Consider the following 20,824-nt stretch of genomic DNA (forward strand, 5'->3'; position numbering starts at 1 on the left):
CTACGAGGATCTTTAATGAATGCTAAAGCACTTTTTACGCCTATATTGGCACTTTTGTTTGTTGCGTCTAGCTTTGCCAATGGGGCAGCACTACACGCAGGAAGTGTGACTAAGGTATCGCTGGATCAGATACATCCTACTCAGCTCGTCATTGGTTACGACGAGGTGTATTACAAACTGGGTCTTTACAAGGAAGACGTTAAAAAGCAATTTGATGAAATCTGTAAAGTGAATGGGCAAAAAGGTTTAGCGCATTTTGATAAAGCCTCTACGCCAAACGACCCAACAAGCTTTGAGTGTAAAGATAAGGTCGGCACCTACCCAAAAGATATGAAAACCATTGTCATTGCGCCGAATAATCAATATTACCTAACAGACGGACACCATACCTTTAATGAATTTTGGCAAATGCATGGTGGTGGTACACATTTTAAAGTAAACGTGGTGGTTGCAAAGGATTATCGTAATCTCGCTAATATGCAGCAATTTTGGAACGCGATGAAAGCGGATGGCAATACATGGCTAGACAACAACCAAGGACAGCCAATCACCTATCAACAGTTACCAACATCCCTCGGTATGAAAAATTTTGAGGATGATAAATACCGTTCCATGATGTACTTCTCAAGTGGCATTGCTTGGAAAAAACCCAAAGCACCTATACCATTTATTGAATTCTATTGGTCTAAAGACCTTAGAAAAGACGTTGACCTAAATAAATACAATCTGAAAACAGAAAAAGGTTACCACCAAGCCATTATGGCGATTAGTCACGCTATTTTAGATATTAAAAGCAGCAATGTGGGGGGATCCGGTCAATCCGCTAAAGCCATGGGCCAGTTGACTAGCTTTCATGAAAAAGCCTTTAAGAAATTATTCAAAGCCAAAAAAGGAAAGATCGCTTATATGCTGGCATATAAAAATAGCTTATAGCTCGCCGCCGCTATTTTTATCTATTCGTTTATTCTCAATAACCCCATCACTTATACCAGTGATGGGGTTATTTTATTTGTTCTAGCTCACCCTACTATGCTTTGCATGTGAAGTTAGAACATTGCTGCCTTAGCTAAAGCAACGATTCGTTGCATCAAATCACAATAAGTTCCGCCAATAATACGGCTGAACCTAACTGAGTCTCCACGCCTCCCAGTATGGTGCGCTCTCTGTTGCAAAAGCGACCTCAAATAAAACAAGGTGGCTGGATTTGCATCCACAACCACCAAAAATCGCTTGTACGGCTCAAGTACTACTATTTAATGGCAATATAAATATCGACTTTCTTGTCACTGGTGTAGTGCTCAAAATCCACGGTGTAAGCTCGTTGGTGTGGGCAATCAGGGTTAGAAAAGTACTGCCAAATTTCGCCCCAAGCATCGATCACCATTTGTGGCATCTCTCCCTCTTTGGAAAAACGCAGGTAATCGCCGCTAGGAAGCGTCACACCTTCTAGGGGTGTAGAAGTTCGAACGGTCTCTTTTTCTGTTCCGACCAATATGGAGAAATCTCCCGTATAGTCTGACTCGTAATTGTAATATACGCCGTATAGACTGGCACCGTTGGCGTAGTTAACTTTGATTTGCTGAGCAAAGGATTGATGCAAACCAGCGATTTTGGCGGTTTCTGGCTGTGTTTCATTGGCATTGTTAGTGCGTTCACTTAACCCTAAGAGTCGCTTCTCTTCAAAATATACCTGTTCCATACTGCTTACTCCATAGGCAATGATAATAACGGTAGCCTTTCATTATCATGCGTTTTTCAATAATATAAAAGACATATTACACGCGAAATAGCCCTCACGCTTGCCCTACAAATCATGACTGTCATAGCGATAAATTTCATAGGTATATTTGTAACTAAAATGCGAATTAAGTCCAAACGGTGTAATCTGCTCCATTAATTCTCTTTCAATCTCCTCATAGGCTTTCCCTGCTTTGACTTGCACTTCAACATTGGACTGAGTCGTGAGGTATTTGATTAATCTCTCAACACTCATACGAATGGGCAATGTCCCTTTGCCATCAGCAAGCTTAGTAATGCCCTGTTCATATTGAATATTGGCAACTTGGCTGTTTCTGTGGGGAGTTGGATAGTGCTTGAAATAGTAGTTAATCAACCACCAATTAAACGCCTCGCTAGAGTCACTCCCCCCAAAGGAAAAATTATAAATGAGCCAGACCGCTCCGTTTTGTGAAGCCGACTTATAGGCTTCTATCGCCTCCTCCAGATCAAACCAGTGAAATGCCATACAGGTAGAAATCAGGTCGAATTTGCCCAATTCAAAAGCGTGCTGATAAGACATCAACGCGGTTGAGATAGATTTCTCGTTAGCGTATTTTAACATCGCCTCCGAGATATCGATTCCGATCACCTCATCACATAGGGCCATTAACGGTAATGTCGAGTCTCCCGTCCCGCAGGCAACATCCAGCCCTCTGGAAAAATCATTATTACAACCTGCCTCTTCAAGCCATGTTTTAATCACATCGTGCACCTTTGGCCGATATTCATTGTATCGGGCTGCGGCTTCCTCTAGAGAAAAAAACGCCATAAACACTCCTCGCCATAGAGAATAGGCAAAGTTATGTGGAAGTCATGTGTTAGACTGATTTAACTTATTCACGTTATCAAATAATGTCTATAGAAGGTGTCTATTTCGTGAAAAGTGGCTACAAGATAACACTATCATCTTGTACTCTGGCACCACCAACTGCGACCTTTATACTGAATATTATGATAAAAACACTGTTAATGGTTCTTTCTCTCGTCTTACTCACCCCGTTTCAATTGGCTTTTGGCGCCCAAAACTTCACGGAGATAAAGACACAAGCCACCCTATCAGCGGATACTTACCTAACGCCATCAGAGCTAAAAAAGTCTTTGCAAAAACAAGGACAAACACTGGTGCATGAGGCTACCCTTCCAAGCTCTCAAGTGAGTTATTTTTTAAGTCAGAAAAAGGGTATTCAGACCATTGCGATTAGAGGTACAGACAATCTAGAAAACGCTATGTTGGATTTAGACCTTGAGTTAAAGCTCGACCCGACTCTAGGCATCAAACTACACCAAGGCTTTGACTCGGCTGCAAAAGCCGTCTATGACAATATCAAACCTTACTTAGTGAAAAACCAGCCAATTCATATTACGGGGCACAGTTTAGGTGGCGCTATCGCCGTCGTGCTTGCAATGTACTTGGAAAAAGATCATTACCCTATTGGACAGATCATTACCTTCGGTCAACCCAAAGTCACTAACGTCACAGGCGCAACTAAATTTTCCGATTTGCCGTTAATACGCGTCGTTACCTTTGATGATATTGTGCCGCTGGTCCCACCTATTAGCCCAATGCAGATTAAAGACTTGGACATTTATTGGCACATGGGGAAAGAGATCATCTTGGAAGGTAATAAACAATACGCCGAAACCAGCGGACTAAAAAGCATGCTCAGAGCCACCAAATTCACCTCGTCCATTCCTAACGAAAAGAATCTTCAAGCTCATATGATGACCACTTATCTAAAATTAATTGATGGACTGCAAACAGACCCTATTGAAGTCCCTTATAAAGCCGATATTAAGCTGTTTGGGATTTCCATAGATTAAACCCCCTCTTTGCTGTTAAAAAGCAAAGAGGGTACGCATGTCATAAACGAAGCCCTATGGGTAAACTTTCACCGACTAACGCATTCAGTTCATCGCTATTAATTTCATGGCGACTTTCTAGGCGTTCTAGCCATTGGGCTGGGCATTTGTCTTTTTTCAGTTTGTTGGCGATTTTCTTGCGATAACCAGTTAACTCCTTAGATTCACCAAGGCTCATTTGACTCATCAGCACCGCTGCAAGACCCGCTTGTTTGCGTTTTTTCCAATCTTCTTTGAGAACCAAGTCCAATATCGGAAGAAGTTTCTTCTCTTCAATACGCTGTTCCTGCTGGCCTGATAACAAATGGCGCGAAGCAATACGTCCAACTGTCCACCATGCAGTATCTGGCTCAGACGATTTTTGCAAACGCTTGAGTAACCAATCAATCGCAGTTTGTTTGTCATCCATCGATAGGTTCTCTAACGCCCCCACAAGGCGAATCAAATCATCGCTGGACTTGGTTGTTAGCGCTTTCATTTTATCTCGAGAGCGTTGCCCTGATGGTGAGTAGTACTGGCTAAACTGTTTAAACAGATGCGTTTGCTGCTCGGTAGATAAGCCGCCTGCAATGCGACGGTAAAGCGTCCAGTATTGTCCCCACACTGGTGCAGTATCAAATTGTGTGCCCGCTTTTGTGATATTGACCACTTGCTGAACTCGGGCTAAATCCTCACTGGCACCATAACCTGGACGCAAGCAGTAACCAACAAGCTGTAACCACTGGCGTTCATGTTGAGCACTTTTGAGTCGACCAGACTTTAAGCTAAGTAATTTATCGGCCAAACGACGAGATGTGGCTAGGTTCCAATCATCTCGATTACCTAGTAACTGTTCCAAATCTTGTTTAAGCGATTTGACTAAGTCGGGCTGTTGCTTTTGACCTACGCTTGAAAAGCATTTGGCCAGATGCTCTTCTGCTTGCCCCATATGAGCATGCAGCAAACCACTTTCATCGACTTGCCCTGAATCATCATGTCCAGACGTACCCGGTGAAGAGCCTTGTGAAGGACGAGATTGCGTGGAAAAATCCAAACGCCACTGGTCTCGCTGATTATTCGCCTTCAGCAATACTTGTAATACCCCGACTTCTGTCATCTGAACCGCTAAAGTCACAGCACATTCTTCTAACTCCGTTGAGCCATCAAGCTCTGTTGTTAATGTAGAAATATAATGTAGCCCATCTTCACTACGCACCGCTCCCACTAAGCACTCAACATGATCATCCGAACGATATAAAGGAAACTGCACTTGCTGACCCAAGGTGACAAAAAAGGCTTGTCCTAAAGTAATGGTTTCGCCCTTAAGCGTTCCTTTAGGCAAAATACCCACAAATTGATCGTCGCCCACTTTCAAATACAAGCTGTGCGCCACGCCACTTTCAATACGCGTACTTTCTCCCGCCAACGCGTTTAAGTACATGGCGGCCCCTTTAGCAACAGCATTATTGGGCTCGTCGGCAGTACACACCAAAATGGGCTCAGCACACCAAGAGTTCAACTGTTCCACTAGGCGATCTTTTAACACCGGGCTATTAAATAATCCCCCGTTAAACAACACGGCATCCGGCATAGCCGACCCCGTCACCGCCTCAATCGCCGCTTTATGTTGCTGTAAAAAAGCCGCTAGATGACGTGTAAAAGCAGGGTCTGATTCATAAGGCAAGCCCAAGGTATGCATAGCGTAATCGTTTTTTTGCACCTTATCATTAGCACCGACTAAGGGGAAAAAACCCTGACTGACTTGCTCTAATAGCGCCGCTCTAGAGACATTAAACTTTTGTGACCCACCTATTAATCGACTACCGCCCCCCAAAACAGTGATGCTTAACGACTCTGGCGCGTTCGGTCCTAGAAACGTTTCTTTCGCCTGACGGGTCTGCTGAACCAAAGCAGCCAGTCGAGTTGCTGATAAAGCGGAAATTTGCTTAGGATCGAGCTGAAATGCCAGTGCTTGATCTAAATTATCGCCCCCCAGTAACAAATGCTCGCCCACGGCAATACGCTTTAGGGAAATCGCAGCATTCTGCTCGCTTTCCACATTCGCTGTTTTTTCCACAGAGCGAATCGCCACTAAACTAAAATCGCTGGTTCCCCCACCAATATCGACCACTAAGAGCATTTTCTTATCGGACAGGGCAGCGAGACGATTATCATCACAGATGTAGTGGTAACAAGCGGCTTGAGGCTCTTCAAGCAGATATAGGTTGTCCAAGCCAGCCAATTTAGCAGCTTCTAACGTTAAGGCTCTTGCCTCTTCGTCAAAAGAAGCAGGGAGTGTTAAGGCAATAGATTGAGAAGCTAAAGGCGCCGTAGGGAAACGATGATCCCAACTTTGTTTAATATGCTGTAAAAGGGTTTTGCTCGCCTCTAGTGGACTGACTTTTTTCGTGAACTCACTTGCCCAAGGAAGAATTGGCGAACGACGATCGACCTGGCGATGGCTCAACCAGCTCTTCGCACTTTGCACCAGTTGCCCCGCTCGACGCTGTCCAAGTGCTAATGCTCCCATCCCCACCACTCGTTCTTTATCATGATGACGCCAAGGCAATACAGGGTCCAGTTTGCCTATTTCATCTGACGCCAATAAATAAATGGCACTCGGCAAATGGGTAAACTCTTGCACCGACCCATCCGCCATTACTTGAGGAATGGGTAACAGTTGTGGCGTAGGCAATGCTGACAAGGCATTCATAGAAGAAGCCTCTGTCGAGGCTGGAATATAAGAGACAACACAATTGGTTGTCCCTAAATCAATCCCTACGCGAAACGTCGGTTGTGCCATGTTTACGCCTCCCTAACTTGAAACTCAATGGTCCAACTTAGGTCAGATTGCGTATCATGTGCTTGCAATAATAGTAGGCCCAACTCCGTCACTCGTGCGGTCAAATAAACACGCACCATGTCCCCTTCATGATAATGCCCTGCATCTAAACGAATCGACAAAGGATTCAACTCATTTAACTGACCAAGAGAGAATGAAGAAATAACGTTACCTACTTCATCTACATCACTGCTTTGCGACTGGAAGAAGCGGAATGTCACGCTTTCCCCCACCACAAGAGAAAATTCATTCGGCAGCATCTGCTCTTCTGAGCCTTCCTCCAACCCAAAAGGGGCCACACAAATCGCGTCGACTGGCGGTGCCATACCTGGAATAGCTGGCATCGGGCTTGCCACACCAATATAGTAATTCGCCGCCAAACCACTTTTTACTTTAACACCACCTTGCGCTTGAACTTGGGCATAGTAAGTTGCGCCCTTGGCAACAGCGTGGTCTAAATGTGAAGGCGTCAGCATGGTAAATTTGCTGTCCCCCAACATATAGGCCAAACGCGCCTCAAGTGTTGAACGAATGACACCAGCATTAAATACACCACCGTTTAGCAATATTTTGCTCGGCGTTACATCGTGTTGAGATAAAAACTCACTAATATGACGGGTAATCGCAGGATCGCCTTCGTACTCTAAATTGATGGTGCTAAAACCGCTACGGGCATTTTTTTGAGCTTGCTCACCTAGCGTGACTTGCGGGAAAAAACCGTCAATTAATAATTGCTGTACATCGTTTTGCGTCAATGTCGCTTTGATACTGTTGTTAAACAGACTACGACCTCGGCTTGGCACCACCACGCTCGCATCTTGTAAATCCGGATTAGACAGCAAACGCTCTTTCGCCTCACGACAAGCTTGCGTCAAACCACTAATTTGCCAAGGCTCAAGGTTCGTACCATTTTGCGCAAGTTGTGCCGCCATATGGTAGGTTAAGGTTAGATCCATATTATCGCCGCCAAGCAAAATATGTCGACCAACCGCCACACGCTCTAAACCCAACGCTCCTTCTTGGTCGACAGCTTTGATAAGCGATAAATCCGTCGTGCCGCCCCCCACATCGACCACAAGGATGTGCTCGTTGACGTCCAGACTGTCGGTCCAGTTTTGCTGATCACTTAACCAAGCATAAAAGGCAGCTAATGGCTCTTCAATCAAGCGAGCTCGCAAGCCGATTTTCGCGGCCGTTTGCTCGGTAATGGTTCGAGCCGCTGGATCAAACGAGGCCGGCACGGTAATCACCACAGTTTGTTCCGCGATAGGCGCATTGGGAAATTGATGCTCCCAAGCACTCACTAAATGAGATAATAAGCTTTCTGTCACTTGTGCAGGTGATACTTTTTGCACTTCTGGTAAGGCGTCAACGGGCAAGACAGCTTCATCGGCACTCACCCTAGCATGACATAACCAGCTTTTGGCACTTTGAACCAGTCGGCCAGCTGACTTGGTCCCCAGTTCACGAGCCAATTGTCCAACCACTGATGACGTACTTCCCCAAGGCAATTGTAAATCGCTGTCTAAAAACTCGCTTTGATGGGGAAAATACACAAAAGAAGGTAGTAAAGGTCGAGCATCAACTTGACCCGCAGCAATAAACTGCGGAATCAATAACTGCCGAATAGCCGCTGGCATGGAGTGAGTGTCTGATGACGCCTGAGCAGACTGTGAATAATAGACAGCCGAATGCGTGGTACCCAAATCGATACCAATAAAATATTGATTCATGATTTATACCTCGATTTCGGCTGGCGCTAATATGGTTAGATTGTCAGTATCACTGACTTTGGGTAAGCGCGTTTCAGTGATTTTCCAGCCTGGGTGGATCAAGGTGCCCTTATAAGGCCCTTTACCTTCCACTCGCCCTTCCAGCTTAATTTGCTTCGCATCGTAATCCGCAGGCACTTCTACTCGGCTATTTTCGGCAGCGCTGTTCACTACGTCGAGGGACACCACATCAATAGTGAAATGCTGTTTTAATACTTTTGCGCAACCCGCATGAATTTGCCGAGACGCCGCACCAACATCAGCATCACTGTATTCATCTATGCTTTCTTGTAGAAAATCAATAAAACGAGCCTCTTGCTGAAGCAACTGCAATAATTGATGAGCACCGTCTTCATTGACTGTATCCAATGTTGGCGACGCCACTTCGATTTCCCGAATGATTTCTACTTCTTTGGTAATCACTTTGGGCTCAGCTTCAAATGCAAGTAACTCGCCTTGCCCTACATGCTGACAGCGAGCAGCATAATCACCACTCCCCATGTATTTGAAGAATTGGCCAAAGGCACCAAAAAAGCGCGATATAAAAGAAACTGGTTGAATTTTTTGTGTCATAAATTACCCATTCTGAGCGGTTTATCCATTCTGCATAGTTTCAAGCTCTAGCCAACGTTCCATCATGGTTTCAAGCTCTTGTTCTTTGTCTGCCATCTTTGCCAAGGTTTGCTCAATGTTTTGTGCATCACCTGTATAAAAATCAGGAGAACTTGTTATGGCCTGTAAAGCGGCAATGTCCTCTTCTAACTTAGCAATGGTCTCTGGCATTGCATCAAATTCACGCTGCAGTTTATAACTCAGCTTTGTTTTTGGTTTAGGAGTGGAGGCTGCTGCTTTAGTAGTCGCTTGCTGGGTGGCTTCTGCAACTTTTTTCGATTCGGCTTTTGCTTGTTCTTTTTTAGTTGGTACATCATCCGTTTGCGACGTGGATTCTGCGGGGAACTTACCACCTTGACGGATCCAGTCTTGATAACCGCCGACGTACTCTTTTACGTTACCTTCGCCTTCAAACGCAATCACACTCGTCACCACGTTATCTAGGAATGAACGATCGTGACTCACGAGCAGCAAAGTGCCATCGTAATTCATTAACAGTTCTTCCAAAAGCTCTAGGGTTTCTACATCTAAATCGTTAGTTGGCTCATCCATGATCAGCAAGTTAGCAGGCTTCGTGAAGAGTTTCGCCAACAATACACGGTTTCGCTCACCACCTGATAACGCCTTAACAGGGGTACGTGCCCGTTCAGGAGGAAACAGAAAATCCCCAAGATAGCCAATCACATGTTTGCTCTGACCGTTAATCTCGATGGTATCTTTGCCTTCGCCAACGTTTTCTGCCACCGTTTGCTCAGGATCAAGTTGCTCACGCAGCTGATCAAAATAAGCAACGTTCAGTTTGGTCCCCTGACGAACAGTGCCGGATTTTGGTTTCAAATCCCCCAGCAGAATTTTCAAAAACGTACTTTTACCACAGCCGTTTGGTCCAATCAGGCCAATACGATCACCGCGGTTCACAATAAAATCCATGGGATTGAGAATCACTTTATCGTCAAATGCATGACCTACTTGTGTGAATTCCACCACCAGCTTGCCCGATTTATCTTTCGTTTCAATCGCCATTTTTGCATTACCTTGACGATTAATACGTTCGGAACGCTCTTGTCGCAAGGCTTTCAAGGCACGTACACGCCCCTCGTTACGCGTACGACGGGCTTTTATTCCTTGGCGTATCCAGACCTCCTCTTCAGCCAAACGCTTATCAAACAGAGCATTGGCACGCTCTTCTTCTTCGAGCAATTTTTCTTTAAAAACAAGAAACTCATGAATGTTTCCGGTGAAAGAAATCAAATTACCGCGATCCAGTTCCACGATACGATTGGCCAGCTTCTCTAGAAAACGACGGTCGTGGGTAATAAATAAGATCAAGCCACGGAATTGTTGGAGTTGTTGCTCCATCCATTCGATGGTTGGTACGTCCAAATGGTTAGTTGGCTCATCAAGTAGTAGAATATCGGGATTCGAAATTAACGCCTGTGCCAAAATAACACGACGACGCCAACCACCAGATAACTCCGACATGAGTTTGTCAGCAGGCAATCTTAAACGCTGAACCATGTGGTTCACTCGCTGCTCTAAATCCCACCCTTGGATTTTATCTAACTCTGCCTGGATCTCACCAAGCTCATGGGAGTGATCGTTTTCAAAATCCTCTAACAAGGAAAAGTAGCGTTTCATCAAGTGATGGGCTTGACCTGCCCCTTCACTGACAACTTCACGAACGGTTTTCTCATTAGCGTCTGGTAGTTCTTGAGGGAGCTGGGCGATTTTCATGCCCCCTTCAATACGAACCACCCCTTCATCCGGTATTTGCTCACCAGAGACGACTTTTAAAAAAGTAGATTTACCCGCACCATTACGACCAATGATGGCAACACGCTCACCCGCTTCAGCAGAAAAGCTGATTTTCGACAGCAACGGATTATGTCCGAATGCAACACTAACCTGTTCTAACGACAATAGACTCATATCTATCCATATAAAATAGTGTAAATTTTTTGTGGCGCTATAGTAGCACCCTTCCTAATGAAGGTTTAGTGAATACCGCACACCAAAAAGCAAAAATCCTATTTAGATGAACGGTTTTTATGCCAAGTCTGTTTTTTTTAAGCGTTTTCAAGATAAGCCTATCGACCGGCACCTTAAGCTTTTTGCAATAATCATGACAATAATGTGTTAATGAATTCTTTTTATGCCTATAATTCCACGCTATATCTAGACTTGATTGATCCATGATGGGAAGCCAATGTCAGCTAATAAGGAGATATGAATGGCGTTGAAAACTAAGCTGGGACCGGTGACGGCGATTCTCATCGTCGCAGCAATAGCATGTTGGTTATTGATCGGCGGAAAAGGCATTATTACAGCGCAACACAATAGTCATAGAATAGAATCGCAGCCTCCTAAGCCCGATTCGATGCCTAACGCACACCCACAAACAGCCTCACTGACATCGGTACAAGCTAAACGGATTTACGCCCAAAACATTGATTTGCATTTGACGCTATCGGGTCAAACCATGGCGGGGAAGACGGTCACGCTACATAATCAATATGCTGGCAAAATTACCTCTCTGCCAGTTACAAAAGGCGATCATGTCAAAGCAGGTGATGTACTGCTCAAAGTCGATACTCGGACATTAGCAGCTCAATTAGAAGAAGCTCGGCTCCTCGTCAAACAACGCCATTTAGAACTGGATGGCATCACGAAATTAAGCAAAAGCAACCTTTCTTCTCAGGTCAAATTGGCTGAAGCGAAAACCTTGTTAGGGACAGCCAAAAGCAACCTTAAGCAACTTGAGGTGCAGCTCGAAAACGCGACAATTACCGCCCCCTTTGATGGAGTAATGAATACGGTAGATGTAGAAAAGGGGCAACAGTTAGCAAAAGACGCGACCATAGGAACCCTTGTCTCACTTGATCCCTTACATATCCAAGTGTCCATTCCACAAAATAAAATACAACACATCCATATAGGGACAAAAGGCAAGGTGAAACTCGACTCCGGCTATACTGCTATGGGCACAGTTGACTATATCAGCGCGGTCGCAAACCAGCAAAGCAGAACAATTCCGGTAGAACTAACCATCGCCAACCCTAATCAAACGGCCCCAGCAGGCATAACCGCCGATGTCGATTTTATATTGGATCAACAACATGCTCATGCCTTCTCAGCGGCCTTGTTAACATTAAATGGGGCTGGGGAAACAGCAGTTAAAATTCTTGATAAAAACAATATTGTTCAGATCTTACCCGTTACGCCTCTTAAATCGGAACGAGACAAAGTCTGGGTGGGGGGGTTACCGGATACGGTAACCATCATTACCGTCGGCCAAGGCTTTGTAAAAGCCGGAGAAAAAGTAGCACCTCATTTTGACAATGAGAACACCAATGCAACCACACCACCAGCAGAACAAGCAAACTAGAATGGCTACACGGTCTACGCATTTGGACAAAAAGGAATTTACACCATGCAAACCTTAATTGACGCTGCGCTCGCTCGCTCCCGCACGGTATTATTATTATTTGCCTTGGTGATTGTGTCTGGCATCGCTTCTTATATCAGCATTGCTAAGGAAAGCACCCCCGATATTACCATTCCAATGGCTTACGTATCGGTCTCATTAGAAGGCATTTCTCCTGAGGACGCTGACAGTCTTTTAGTCAAGCCCTTAGAAAAAGAACTAAAAGGTTTAGAAGGCCTCAAGGAAATTCGCTCCACCGCATCCGAAGGACATGCATCGATTATTTTAGAATTCCAGCAAGGCACAAACATTGATCAAGCACTAATTGATGCTCAGCAAAAGGTCGATCGTGCCAAGAGTGAACTACCAAGCGATGTAGACGAACCCACAGTTACCGAGATTAATTTATCTACCTTCCCAGTATTGCGAATCAATCTGTATGGCAATTTGGATTTTGCCACCTTAAGCAAAATAGCCAACAACTTACAAGATAAAATAGAAGCTAGTCCAGGCGTACTTGAGGCAAAAATCAGTGGTGATCGTGATCAACAAGCGCACATTGTTGTGAGCCCTGATAAGCTCAACACCTACAACCTGTCATTGCCTGATGTAATGAATTTTGTTGATAAGAATAACCGCCTCGTCGCGGCTGGTAACCTAGACACTGGTGCGGGCCGTTTTCCTCTTAAAGTACCTGGCCTTCTTAAAACAAAAGACGATATTTTAAATTTGCCGATTAAGGTAAATGGCGATCAAGTGGTGTTATTAGGGGATATTGCCAGCGGAGAACTCGGCTTCGAAGACCCAACCAGCCACGCCCGTGTAGAAGGCCGCAATAGTATTACGCTGGCGGTGTCTAAGCGGGTCGGAGCCAACATCATAGAAACCATCAATGGGGTCAAAGCCATCACCCAACAAGCCAGTAAGCAGTGGCCTGCAGGTGTGAAGTATGAGTTTACCCAAGACGAATCCAAACAAATTGAAACCTCACTCAACGATCTCTTCAATAACGTCTTAATCGCCACGTTATTAGTGATGATTGTTATTGTTTGGGCGTTAGGTATTCGTAGTGCTCTCTTAGTTGGCATCGCCATACCCGGGGCCTTTTTAGCAGGTATTTTACTGCTCAATATCCAAGGCTACACCATCAACATGGTTGTGCTGTTTTCTTTGATATTAAGTGTTGGCATGCTGGTAGATGGAGCGATTGTTGTAACCGAATACGCGGATCGAAAACTTGCAGAAGGTGCCACGAAAAAAGCAGCTTATGCTGAAGCCGCCAAACGCATGGCATGGCCTATTACCGCTTCCACTGCCACCACATTAGCGGTCTTTCTCCCGCTACTTTTCTGGCCAGGCATTGCCGGAGAGTTTATGCGTTTCATGCCAATCACTGTTATCGCAACCCTCTCATCATCTCTTGTCATGGCCCTTATCATTATCCCCACCATCGGCTCTTTAATCGGCAAAAAAGGCGCCTATTCCCCTAAAATGCTCAAGACGTTAGCCTTGGCGGAATCAGGCGATCTAAAACAACTTAAAGGATTTGTCGGGACATACAGCCGCGTGCTCAGCAAACTGATTGAGTATCCTATTTGGGTACTGCTTGCCACCATTTTGTTACTGATCGCTATTTTTATCAGCTATGGGAAATTTGGCAAAGGGGTGGAGTTTTTCCCCAATATAGAGCCTGAAGTGGCGCAATTAGAAATCCATGCCCGGGGCAACTTATCGCTGGAAGAAAAAGACAAACTGGTACAAAAGGTTGAAAAACTCGTATTAGGTAACCCTAACATTACCAGCTTGGTCGCCACCTCCTACGCCAAAGTCAATAATAATGATGCCCCAGATAGCATAGGCACACTCACCATGGAATTTGTCGACTGGTATAAACGTGAACCTGCCAGCGTCATTTTGCAGCGCATTAGAGAGAAAACAAAGCAAATCCCCGGTATCCAAGTCACCTCTGTGGTGCAACAAAATGGCCCTCAGTCCGACACCGATATTCAATTGCAACTCAGTTCTGACTACGGGCAGATACTCAATAAAACCGCCGATGCCGTGATCAAAAAGTTAAAAGCCAGCGATGCCATAGTCTCTGTCGATGACGATAGATCCTTGCCTGGCATAGAGTGGCGTTTTGACATTGATAGGGCCAAAGCCGCCCGTTATGGCGTTGATGTCAATACACTAGGCAGCGTCATCAAGTTGGTCACTAACGGTATTAAACTAAGTGACTTCCTACCAGAAGGCGCGGACGACAAAATTGACATCGTCCTACGCTACCCTATTAACAATCGTAGTTTAGAGCAACTGGATCATTTACAAATTCCATCTGACCAAGGCCCGATCCCTGCCAGTAATTTTATTCATCGCTACGCCGCCCAAAAACAAGGTGTGATCAACCGTACCGATGGCAAGAAAACGGTGAAAATTAACGCTGACGTAAAAGACGGATTGATCGTTGACCAAGTAATAAAGCAAATCAAAAAAGAGCTTGATGCCTCGAACCTACCCAAAGCTGTCAGCTATCAATTTCGAGGTAATACCGAAGACCAACAAGAGGCTCAAACCTTTTTACTGAAAGCCTTTGGCGTTGCTTTCTTCATTATGGCCATTATATTGGTGACACAGTTCAATAACTTCTTCCAATGTTTATTGATTTTAAGTGCGGTTATCTTCTCCACCATGGGGGTGTTAGTTGGCTTAATGATAAAAGGAGACCCTTTTGGGATCGTCATGAGCGGTGTCGGTGTGATTGCTCTGGCGGGTGTCGTCGTTAATAATAATATTGTATTGATTGACACCTTTAATGTGTTGCGAAGTCAGGGGTTGTCGGTAAAAGAGGCGGCCGTGAGAACGGGAGTACAGCGCCTTCGCCCTGTCATGCTCACCACCATCACCACCATTCTAGGCTTGGTTCCTATGGTGTTTCAGCTCAATATCGACCTGCTGCAAGCGGATATCAGTGTGGGCGCCCCCTCTTCTCAGTGGTGGACTCAGCTATCAACAGCCATTGCAGGCGGCCTTACTTTCGCCACGCCATTAACTCTTATACTCACTCCATGCTTATTGGTATTAGGGTATCGCCGCAGAGAAAGGTTAAATCGCCTTTGAATCGATGGCGCAAAAACAGTGAGATCAGGGATAGAAAAAACACACAATCAGAGACAAAAGCCAAACAAAATTAAAAACTATCGACAATTCATAACTTGTCATGTCAATAAACCCTCTACATAATGTCAATCTCATTACATTATGAATCGTGCTAGGTTTATTAATTTATGGATTTTACGTCTTTTGTAGGGATCATCTCGGGTCTCGCGTTAATCGTTTCTGCGATTCTTTACGGTAGTAGCGATATCAGTATTTTTGTCAACGTTCCGGGCATTATGATTGTCATCGGCGGTACCATTGCCGCCACGCTATTTACGTTTCAATTCAAAGACACAATGGCTGCTTTTCGTGCAGCCGCCATTGTTTTTACCCAGGACAAACAGAATCCACAACAGATGATTGCTACCATGCTGCAATTAACTAGAGTAGCTCGACGTGAAGGCTTAATGGCGTTAAGTCGTGAAAAAGCCGACTCCCCTTTCTTACAAAGAGCACTCAATATGGCCTCTGATGCCTCCGATGAGGACTATATTCGTCATACCCTACAAGCCGATATTGACTCGTTAAAAATGCGCCACTATGTGGTTCAGGACGTGTTTAAAAAAATGGGCATGTATGCCCCTGCGTTTGGCATGCTTGGGACGTTAATTGGCTTGATTCAGATGCTGTCCCATCTTAATAACCCAGATGCCATTGGTCCTGCTATGGCCGTTGCACTATTAACCACCTTCTATGGTTCCATTTTATCGACAGTGATTTTTCAGCCCATTGCCGGCAAGCTCAAAGCCAGAACCATTTTAGAAATACAAACTCTGGAAATCATCCGAGATGGTACCATCGCCATGATGGGCAGCAATAACTATCTAGCCGTGTATGAGCGACTCTCTTCCTATGTCCCCGCTCATCAGCGTAAACCTGTTGGTCTTAGGGATTAGACGATGGATGATCCTTTTTTCGAAGATGATGATGTTCCAACATGGATCTTCACCTTTGCTGATTTAATGTCTCTGCTTTTGGTGTTTTTTATTCTGTTATTTTCACTGTCGAGAATGACTCAATCGACTTTAGAGTCAACTTTATCCTCTATTCAAATTGCTATCTCGAACAAAAATAATATCAAAGGAACGGACAACAAACCGGCTCAAGGTGGCAACAAAATCATAACCCCTATCCCACTAAAAAATACCGACACGAAATCCGGTAAAAGCGATTCACAAGCAGACGAAGACGCCCCTGATGCGAACCTTCCCAAGATGGAACGAGACTTACAACGGCAACTTGATACCTATAAACTGAATAAAATGGTGTCTGTTTCAGAAAATGGTGACAAACTCATCATCCGAGTTGATGGAAAAAGTTTATTCGCCTCAGGTGAGGCCGAGATTGGTTATGATGCCGACTTTATCTTAAACACCTTGCTCTATACCTTTAAGAAGTACCCAAATTATACAATCAACATCCAAGGACATACGGATAATGTGCCCATAAAAACAGCACGCTTTCCAAGCAACTGGGAGCTGTCAGCGATCCGTGCCACGACCATTTTGCGCTATTTCCTAGACAAAGGCATCTCACCCGAACGAATGACGGCAACAGGTTATGCAGACAGTATTCCGCTCGTGCCAAATGATACGCCGGCAGATCGCGCTAAAAATCGGCGTGCTGAGTTTGTTTTGGAAAGGATGCCTAAGTCTGCCACCAAAGAGCAACCTCAGGAAACCAAGCCTTTGGCGTTTCCGTAACCTTAAGAAGCAGATAACCCCTTAAAAAAGGGACAACTTAAACCTTCAGATAGAAAAAGAGAATGCAGCAATAAGACAGCATTCTCTTTTCGGGTGACATACTATCAAGGCAATGGCTTTTCAGTTAGATCTGAGACAAAGCCCCATCAAAATCCATGATAATATCTTCGATGTCTTCCAATCCTACCGATACGCGAATCAAACCTTCCACAATGCCCGCTTTGGCTTTTTCCTCATCGGTTAACCGACCGTGTGTAGTGGTAGCAGGATGCGTCACCAAGGTTTTAGTATCACCTAAATTACCCGTGATAGACACCAACTTGGCACTATTAATTACTTGCCATGCCGCCTCACGACCTCCTTCAACTTCGAACGACAATAGCCCGCCAAAATCTTTTTGCTGCTTCTTGGCAAGCTCGTGATATTTATGGCTTGGTAAACCACCATAGTTCACTTTTTTGACCTTCGGGTGAGCCTCTAAAAACTGTGCCAATTTAAGCGCATTCGCTGAATGTGCGGTCATCCGTAGCGCCAAGGTTTCTAAACCATTAACTAAAACCCATGCGTTAAATGGGCTCATGCATGGCCCCGCACTGCGCATAAAGGCCGTAAACACCTCTACTATCTCTTTGTTTGAGATCAATGCCCCACCAAGAGTACGGCCTTGTCCATCAATGAACTTCGTCGCCGATTGCATCACGATATCCGCCCCCTGCGTTAAAGGGTTCTGAAGGGCCGGTGTTGCTAATACTGTATCGACACACAGTAATGCCCCTTTCCCATGAGCAAGGTCTGCCACACGCTGTACATCCACTACTTCATATAATGGGTTGGACGGTGTTTCAAAATAACAAAGCTTAGTGTTTTCATCGATAGCCTCTTCCCAAGCTTGATAGTCCGTCGCATCCACATACACCACTTCCACACCAAATTTGGTTGTGTAGGTACTAAAGAATTTAACCGTAGATCCAAAGATGTTACGAGAGCAAACAACTTTATCGCCAGCACTCAACAGACTGTATGCCATGGTCATCAAAGCCGCCATACCGGAACTGGTCGCAATCGCCGCTTCCCCCTTTTCCAGGGTAGCTAAACGCTTTTCAAACAACTCAACGGTGGGGTTAGTAAAGCGAGAATATACATTGCCATCTTCTTCTCCAGAAAACTTACTCGCGGCCTCTTGAGCACTTGAATAAGCGAAGCTAGAGGTAGCAAAAATCGCTTCACTATTTTCCTGCTCCTGCGTCTGACGAACACCAGAATGAATCGCATTCGTCGCATCTTTATAATCAGGCATTCCTGTCTCTCCAACTTGGTTACTACTTATAAACCCTACATATCACAATTCTATGGGAGGCTTTTGAAAAAGCCTTTTCCAATTCATCCGTACTAAACCTATCGAGCCCAAGGCATCCTAAACCACTTTAATCAGGCTAAAAATCGACAGATTAAAAAACAATAAAGCCAGGCGACAACCTGGCTTTATTTCACGGGATTATGTCACTGAAGACCAGCGCTCACATGTCCTTCTCTAAATTTACCATAGACAGTCTATTTTTCTACATAGGGTACATCATGTCACTACTAGAACTCACTGTGATAGCTGCTTTTTTGGCATCATTGCGCGCTTCTTGCAAACGTTCCAAATACGCGTCATCAATATCACCTGTGATGTACTGACCATTAAAGACCGAAGTATCAAATTCACGCACCTCAGAATGCTTTTCATCGATACAGGCCTCAATCAAATCGTCCAGATCTTGGAAGATCAGTTTATCCGCTCCGATTAGCTCACAAATTTCATCAACATTGCGGCCATGAGCAATCAATTCCGTTACCGCAGGCATATCAATACCATAAACGTTTGGATAGCGTACTTCTGGAGCAGCAGAGGCAATGTACACTTTTTTCGCACCCGCTTCGCGAGCCATCTCGATAATTTCTTTACTGGTAGTACCACGCACAATGGAGTCATCAACCAATAAAACCGTTTTGTCTTTGAATTCAAAGGGCACTGGGTTGAGTTTTTGACGCACCGATTTTTTACGAACAGCCTGACCCGGCATAATAAACGTACGGCCAATATAACGATTTTTCACCAAGCCTTCTCGAAACGGGATATTCAACGTTTGTGCAATTTGCAATGCCGCCGTACGACTCGTGTCCGGAATGGGGATAACCACATCAATATCATGATCTTGCCACTCTCTCTGGATTTTCGCCGCTAAACGATCCCCCATATTGATACGCGCCTTATAGACGGAAATATTGTCAATCACTGTATCAGGGCGCGCAAAATATACGTATTCAAACAAGCAAGGACGAGGCACTTTCTTCGGTGTACACTGACGCACATGAACCTTATGGTTCACATCGAAGAAAATCGCCTCACCGGGCTGAATATCCCGCTCAATAGTAAAACCTGCGGCATCCAAGGCGACACTTTCAGAGGCCACCATATACTCAATGCCACCATTTTCACTCATTTTTGAGCCGTAAATCAGTGGACGAATACCATCAGGGTCACGGAAGGCTAAAATTCCATAGCCCGTAATCAGAGCAACAACTGCATACCCACCCTCGATACGCTTATAAACACGCTCTAGCGCATTAAAGATATCGTCAGGCGTTGGAATTAACTTGTTTTCTAAACTCATCTCATGAGCTAAGACATTCAATAGAACCTCTGAATCAGACGTCGTATTGATGTGGCGCAAGTCGGACTCAAACACTTCTTGTTTAAGCTTGGCGGTGTTGGTTAAATTACCATTATGCGCCAGTGAAATACCGTAAGGTGAGTTAACATAAAAAGGCTGCGCTTCTGCAGAACTAGAAGTTCCAGCGGTGGGGTAACGAGCATGCCCAATGCCAATGTTACCATGTAGTTTTTTCATATGACGTGTACGAAAAACTTCGCTCACAGGTCCATTGTCTTTGCGTAAGCATAATAGTCCATTATGACTTGTCACCATCCCAGCTGCATCTTGACCACGATGTTGCAGAACAGTCAAAGCATCAAAAATGGTTTGGTTAACCATGGACGTGCCAACGACACCAACGATACCACACATGTATTAGATCCTCGTATTGGGGAAATTACGTAAAATACGCAAAAAGGTTCTTCTTCGGGTGGTTACTCATCATAAGCAACCAGTTAACTACCTAGAACACGATTTATGAGAGACGGACTGACCGCATCCGAACTCTTGCCTAACATATCTCGTGTCCAGTCTTTTAATAACACCAATTGAGGGATCAGAGTCGAGGTTTTCCACATCTGAGTTTTTTCAATTGATGGACTTAAACTTAGTAAGGATACAAACGCCACGACCACTAAGGCCCCTCGCGCAAAGCCAAATACCATACCTAATACCCGGTCAGTACTAGACAATCCAGTAACTTGTATAAGTGAGCCTATTAAGTAACTCACCAAGGCACAAATGATTAAAGTAGCAACAAATAAAGCAATAAAGGCCACTATATAACGGACTTGATCGCTCTGAATTTGCTGAACCAATAAAGCCTGCATATTATCCGAAAACTTAACAGCTACAACAAACGCTACAACCCAAGTCACCAGAGACAATACTTCTTTAACAAACCCTCTCTTTAAACTCAACAAAGTCGATACAAGAACAACGGCGATGATCAGCCAATCTATTGTAGTAATAGAGTTTACTGTGTTCATAATGGTCTC

Annotated in this window: 15 protein-coding genes; 6 read left to right on the forward strand and 9 right to left on the reverse strand. The window is 44.7% G+C overall.

The annotated features are described in order from the left end of the window. Positions 1-15 precede the first annotated feature (15 nt). Positions 16-933, forward strand: a complete 918-nt coding sequence (locus AC0VYI_RS14130) for a ParB/Srx family N-terminal domain-containing protein (RefSeq protein ID WP_475443646.1) — start codon at positions 16-18, stop codon at positions 931-933. A gap of 316 nt (positions 934-1,249) precedes the next feature. On the opposite strand, the gene AC0VYI_RS14135 is transcribed toward AC0VYI_RS14130, so the two are convergent. Both AC0VYI_RS14135 and AC0VYI_RS14140 read right to left on the reverse strand, forming a co-directional pair. After that, the gene (locus AC0VYI_RS14135) at positions 1,250-1,699 is read right to left on the reverse strand and encodes a GyrI-like domain-containing protein (protein ID WP_475443648.1); all 450 of its coding nucleotides are present in this window, start codon (positions 1,697-1,699) and stop codon (positions 1,250-1,252) included. A gap of 105 nt (positions 1,700-1,804) precedes the next feature. Next, positions 1,805-2,548, reverse strand: coding sequence for a class I SAM-dependent methyltransferase (locus AC0VYI_RS14140; protein ID WP_475443649.1), 744 nt, complete (start codon positions 2,546-2,548; stop codon positions 1,805-1,807). Between the two features lie 107 nt (positions 2,549-2,655). Here AC0VYI_RS14140 and AC0VYI_RS14145 point away from each other — a divergent pair, with 107 nt between their 5' ends. Beyond that, positions 2,656-3,600: a lipase family protein gene (locus AC0VYI_RS14145; RefSeq protein WP_475443651.1), complete on the forward strand. Its 945-nt coding sequence runs from the start codon at positions 2,656-2,658 to the stop codon at positions 3,598-3,600. Positions 3,601-3,640: 40 nt separating this feature from the next. Here AC0VYI_RS14145 and AC0VYI_RS14150 read toward each other — a convergent pair whose 3' ends face one another. Genes AC0VYI_RS14150 through AC0VYI_RS14165 form a run of 4 tightly spaced genes read right to left on the reverse strand, consistent with a single transcriptional unit; the run spans position 3,641 to position 10,773 of the window. After that, positions 3,641-6,421: an Hsp70 family protein gene (locus AC0VYI_RS14150; protein ID WP_475443653.1), complete on the reverse strand. Its 2,781-nt coding sequence runs from the start codon at positions 6,419-6,421 to the stop codon at positions 3,641-3,643. 2 nt (positions 6,422-6,423) lie between these two features. Continuing rightward, positions 6,424-8,193 (reverse strand): Hsp70 family protein, encoded by a 1,770-nt coding sequence (locus AC0VYI_RS14155; RefSeq protein WP_475443655.1) that lies wholly within the window; start codon positions 8,191-8,193, stop codon positions 6,424-6,426. Positions 8,194-8,196: 3 nt separating this feature from the next. Further along, entirely contained in the window at positions 8,197-8,805 is a 609-nt protein-coding gene (locus AC0VYI_RS14160) for a DUF2760 domain-containing protein (protein ID WP_475443657.1), read from the reverse strand. Between the two features lie 21 nt (positions 8,806-8,826). Continuing rightward, positions 8,827-10,773 carry an ATP-binding cassette domain-containing protein gene (locus AC0VYI_RS14165; RefSeq protein ID WP_475443659.1) on the reverse strand — a complete coding sequence of 649 codons (1,947 nt, stop codon included), beginning with the start codon at positions 10,771-10,773 and terminating at the stop codon, positions 8,827-8,829. A 301-nt stretch (positions 10,774-11,074) separates the two neighbouring features. Between AC0VYI_RS14165 and AC0VYI_RS14170 the strand changes: the two genes are divergently transcribed. The 4 genes from AC0VYI_RS14170 to AC0VYI_RS14185 all read left to right on the forward strand — a co-directional run bounded on the left by AC0VYI_RS14170 (position 11,075) and on the right by AC0VYI_RS14185 (position 17,127). Beyond that, on the forward strand, positions 11,075-12,229 hold the full coding sequence (locus AC0VYI_RS14170; protein WP_475443660.1) for an efflux RND transporter periplasmic adaptor subunit: 1,155 nt from the start codon (positions 11,075-11,077) through the stop codon (positions 12,227-12,229). A gap of 45 nt (positions 12,230-12,274) precedes the next feature. Beyond that, positions 12,275-15,385 (forward strand): efflux RND transporter permease subunit, encoded by a 3,111-nt coding sequence (locus AC0VYI_RS14175; RefSeq protein WP_475443662.1) that lies wholly within the window; start codon positions 12,275-12,277, stop codon positions 15,383-15,385. Between the two features lie 167 nt (positions 15,386-15,552). After that, the gene (locus AC0VYI_RS14180; RefSeq protein ID WP_199474811.1) at positions 15,553-16,320 is read left to right on the forward strand and encodes a motility protein A; all 768 of its coding nucleotides are present in this window, start codon (positions 15,553-15,555) and stop codon (positions 16,318-16,320) included. A 3-nt stretch (positions 16,321-16,323) separates the two neighbouring features. Beyond that, positions 16,324-17,127: an OmpA/MotB family protein gene (locus tag AC0VYI_RS14185; RefSeq protein WP_475443664.1), complete on the forward strand. Its 804-nt coding sequence runs from the start codon at positions 16,324-16,326 to the stop codon at positions 17,125-17,127. Positions 17,128-17,251: 124 nt separating this feature from the next. Here AC0VYI_RS14185 and AC0VYI_RS14190 read toward each other — a convergent pair whose 3' ends face one another. The 3 genes from AC0VYI_RS14190 to AC0VYI_RS14200 all read right to left on the reverse strand — a co-directional run bounded on the left by AC0VYI_RS14190 (position 17,252) and on the right by AC0VYI_RS14200 (position 20,815). Then, positions 17,252-18,424, reverse strand: a complete 1,173-nt coding sequence (locus tag AC0VYI_RS14190; RefSeq protein WP_475443666.1) for an O-succinylhomoserine sulfhydrylase — start codon at positions 18,422-18,424, stop codon at positions 17,252-17,254. A gap of 262 nt (positions 18,425-18,686) precedes the next feature. After that, the gene (gene purF / locus AC0VYI_RS14195) at positions 18,687-20,198 is read right to left on the reverse strand and encodes an amidophosphoribosyltransferase (protein WP_199474808.1); all 1,512 of its coding nucleotides are present in this window, start codon (positions 20,196-20,198) and stop codon (positions 18,687-18,689) included. A gap of 83 nt (positions 20,199-20,281) precedes the next feature. Then, the gene (locus AC0VYI_RS14200; RefSeq protein ID WP_199474807.1) at positions 20,282-20,815 is read right to left on the reverse strand and encodes a CvpA family protein; all 534 of its coding nucleotides are present in this window, start codon (positions 20,813-20,815) and stop codon (positions 20,282-20,284) included. Positions 20,816-20,824 lie beyond the last annotated feature (9 nt).

It is taken from the genome of Marinomonas sp. 63XJN7_9_ISO-PGPR-S23-217 (assembly GCF_056173515.1).

What these genes read in the sequence shown, in the direction of transcription:
- AC0VYI_RS14130 (WP_475443646.1), top strand. Translation starts at nt 16, where the DNA reads ATGAATGCTAAAGCACTTTTTACGCCTATATTGGCACTTTTGTTTGTT.
- AC0VYI_RS14135 (WP_475443648.1), bottom strand. Translation starts at nt 1,699, where the DNA reads ATGGAACAGGTATATTTTGAAGAGAAGCGACTCTTAGGGTTAAGTGAA.
- AC0VYI_RS14140 (WP_475443649.1), bottom strand. Translation starts at nt 2,548, where the DNA reads ATGGCGTTTTTTTCTCTAGAGGAAGCCGCAGCCCGATACAATGAATAT.
- AC0VYI_RS14150 (WP_475443653.1), bottom strand. Translation starts at nt 6,421, where the DNA reads ATGGCACAACCGACGTTTCGCGTAGGGATTGATTTAGGGACAACCAAT.
- AC0VYI_RS14155 (WP_475443655.1), bottom strand. Translation starts at nt 8,193, where the DNA reads ATGAATCAATATTTTATTGGTATCGATTTGGGTACCACGCATTCGGCT.
- AC0VYI_RS14160 (WP_475443657.1), bottom strand. Translation starts at nt 8,805, where the DNA reads ATGACACAAAAAATTCAACCAGTTTCTTTTATATCGCGCTTTTTTGGT.
- AC0VYI_RS14165 (WP_475443659.1), bottom strand. Translation starts at nt 10,773, where the DNA reads ATGAGTCTATTGTCGTTAGAACAGGTTAGTGTTGCATTCGGACATAAT.
- AC0VYI_RS14170 (WP_475443660.1), top strand. Translation starts at nt 11,075, where the DNA reads ATGGCGTTGAAAACTAAGCTGGGACCGGTGACGGCGATTCTCATCGTC.
- AC0VYI_RS14175 (WP_475443662.1), top strand. Translation starts at nt 12,275, where the DNA reads ATGCAAACCTTAATTGACGCTGCGCTCGCTCGCTCCCGCACGGTATTA.
- AC0VYI_RS14180 (WP_199474811.1), top strand. Translation starts at nt 15,553, where the DNA reads ATGGATTTTACGTCTTTTGTAGGGATCATCTCGGGTCTCGCGTTAATC.
- AC0VYI_RS14185 (WP_475443664.1), top strand. Translation starts at nt 16,324, where the DNA reads ATGGATGATCCTTTTTTCGAAGATGATGATGTTCCAACATGGATCTTC.
- AC0VYI_RS14190 (WP_475443666.1), bottom strand. Translation starts at nt 18,424, where the DNA reads ATGCCTGATTATAAAGATGCGACGAATGCGATTCATTCTGGTGTTCGT.
- purF (WP_199474808.1), bottom strand. Translation starts at nt 20,198, where the DNA reads ATGTGTGGTATCGTTGGTGTCGTTGGCACGTCCATGGTTAACCAAACC.
- AC0VYI_RS14200 (WP_199474807.1), bottom strand. Translation starts at nt 20,815, where the DNA reads ATGAACACAGTAAACTCTATTACTACAATAGATTGGCTGATCATCGCC.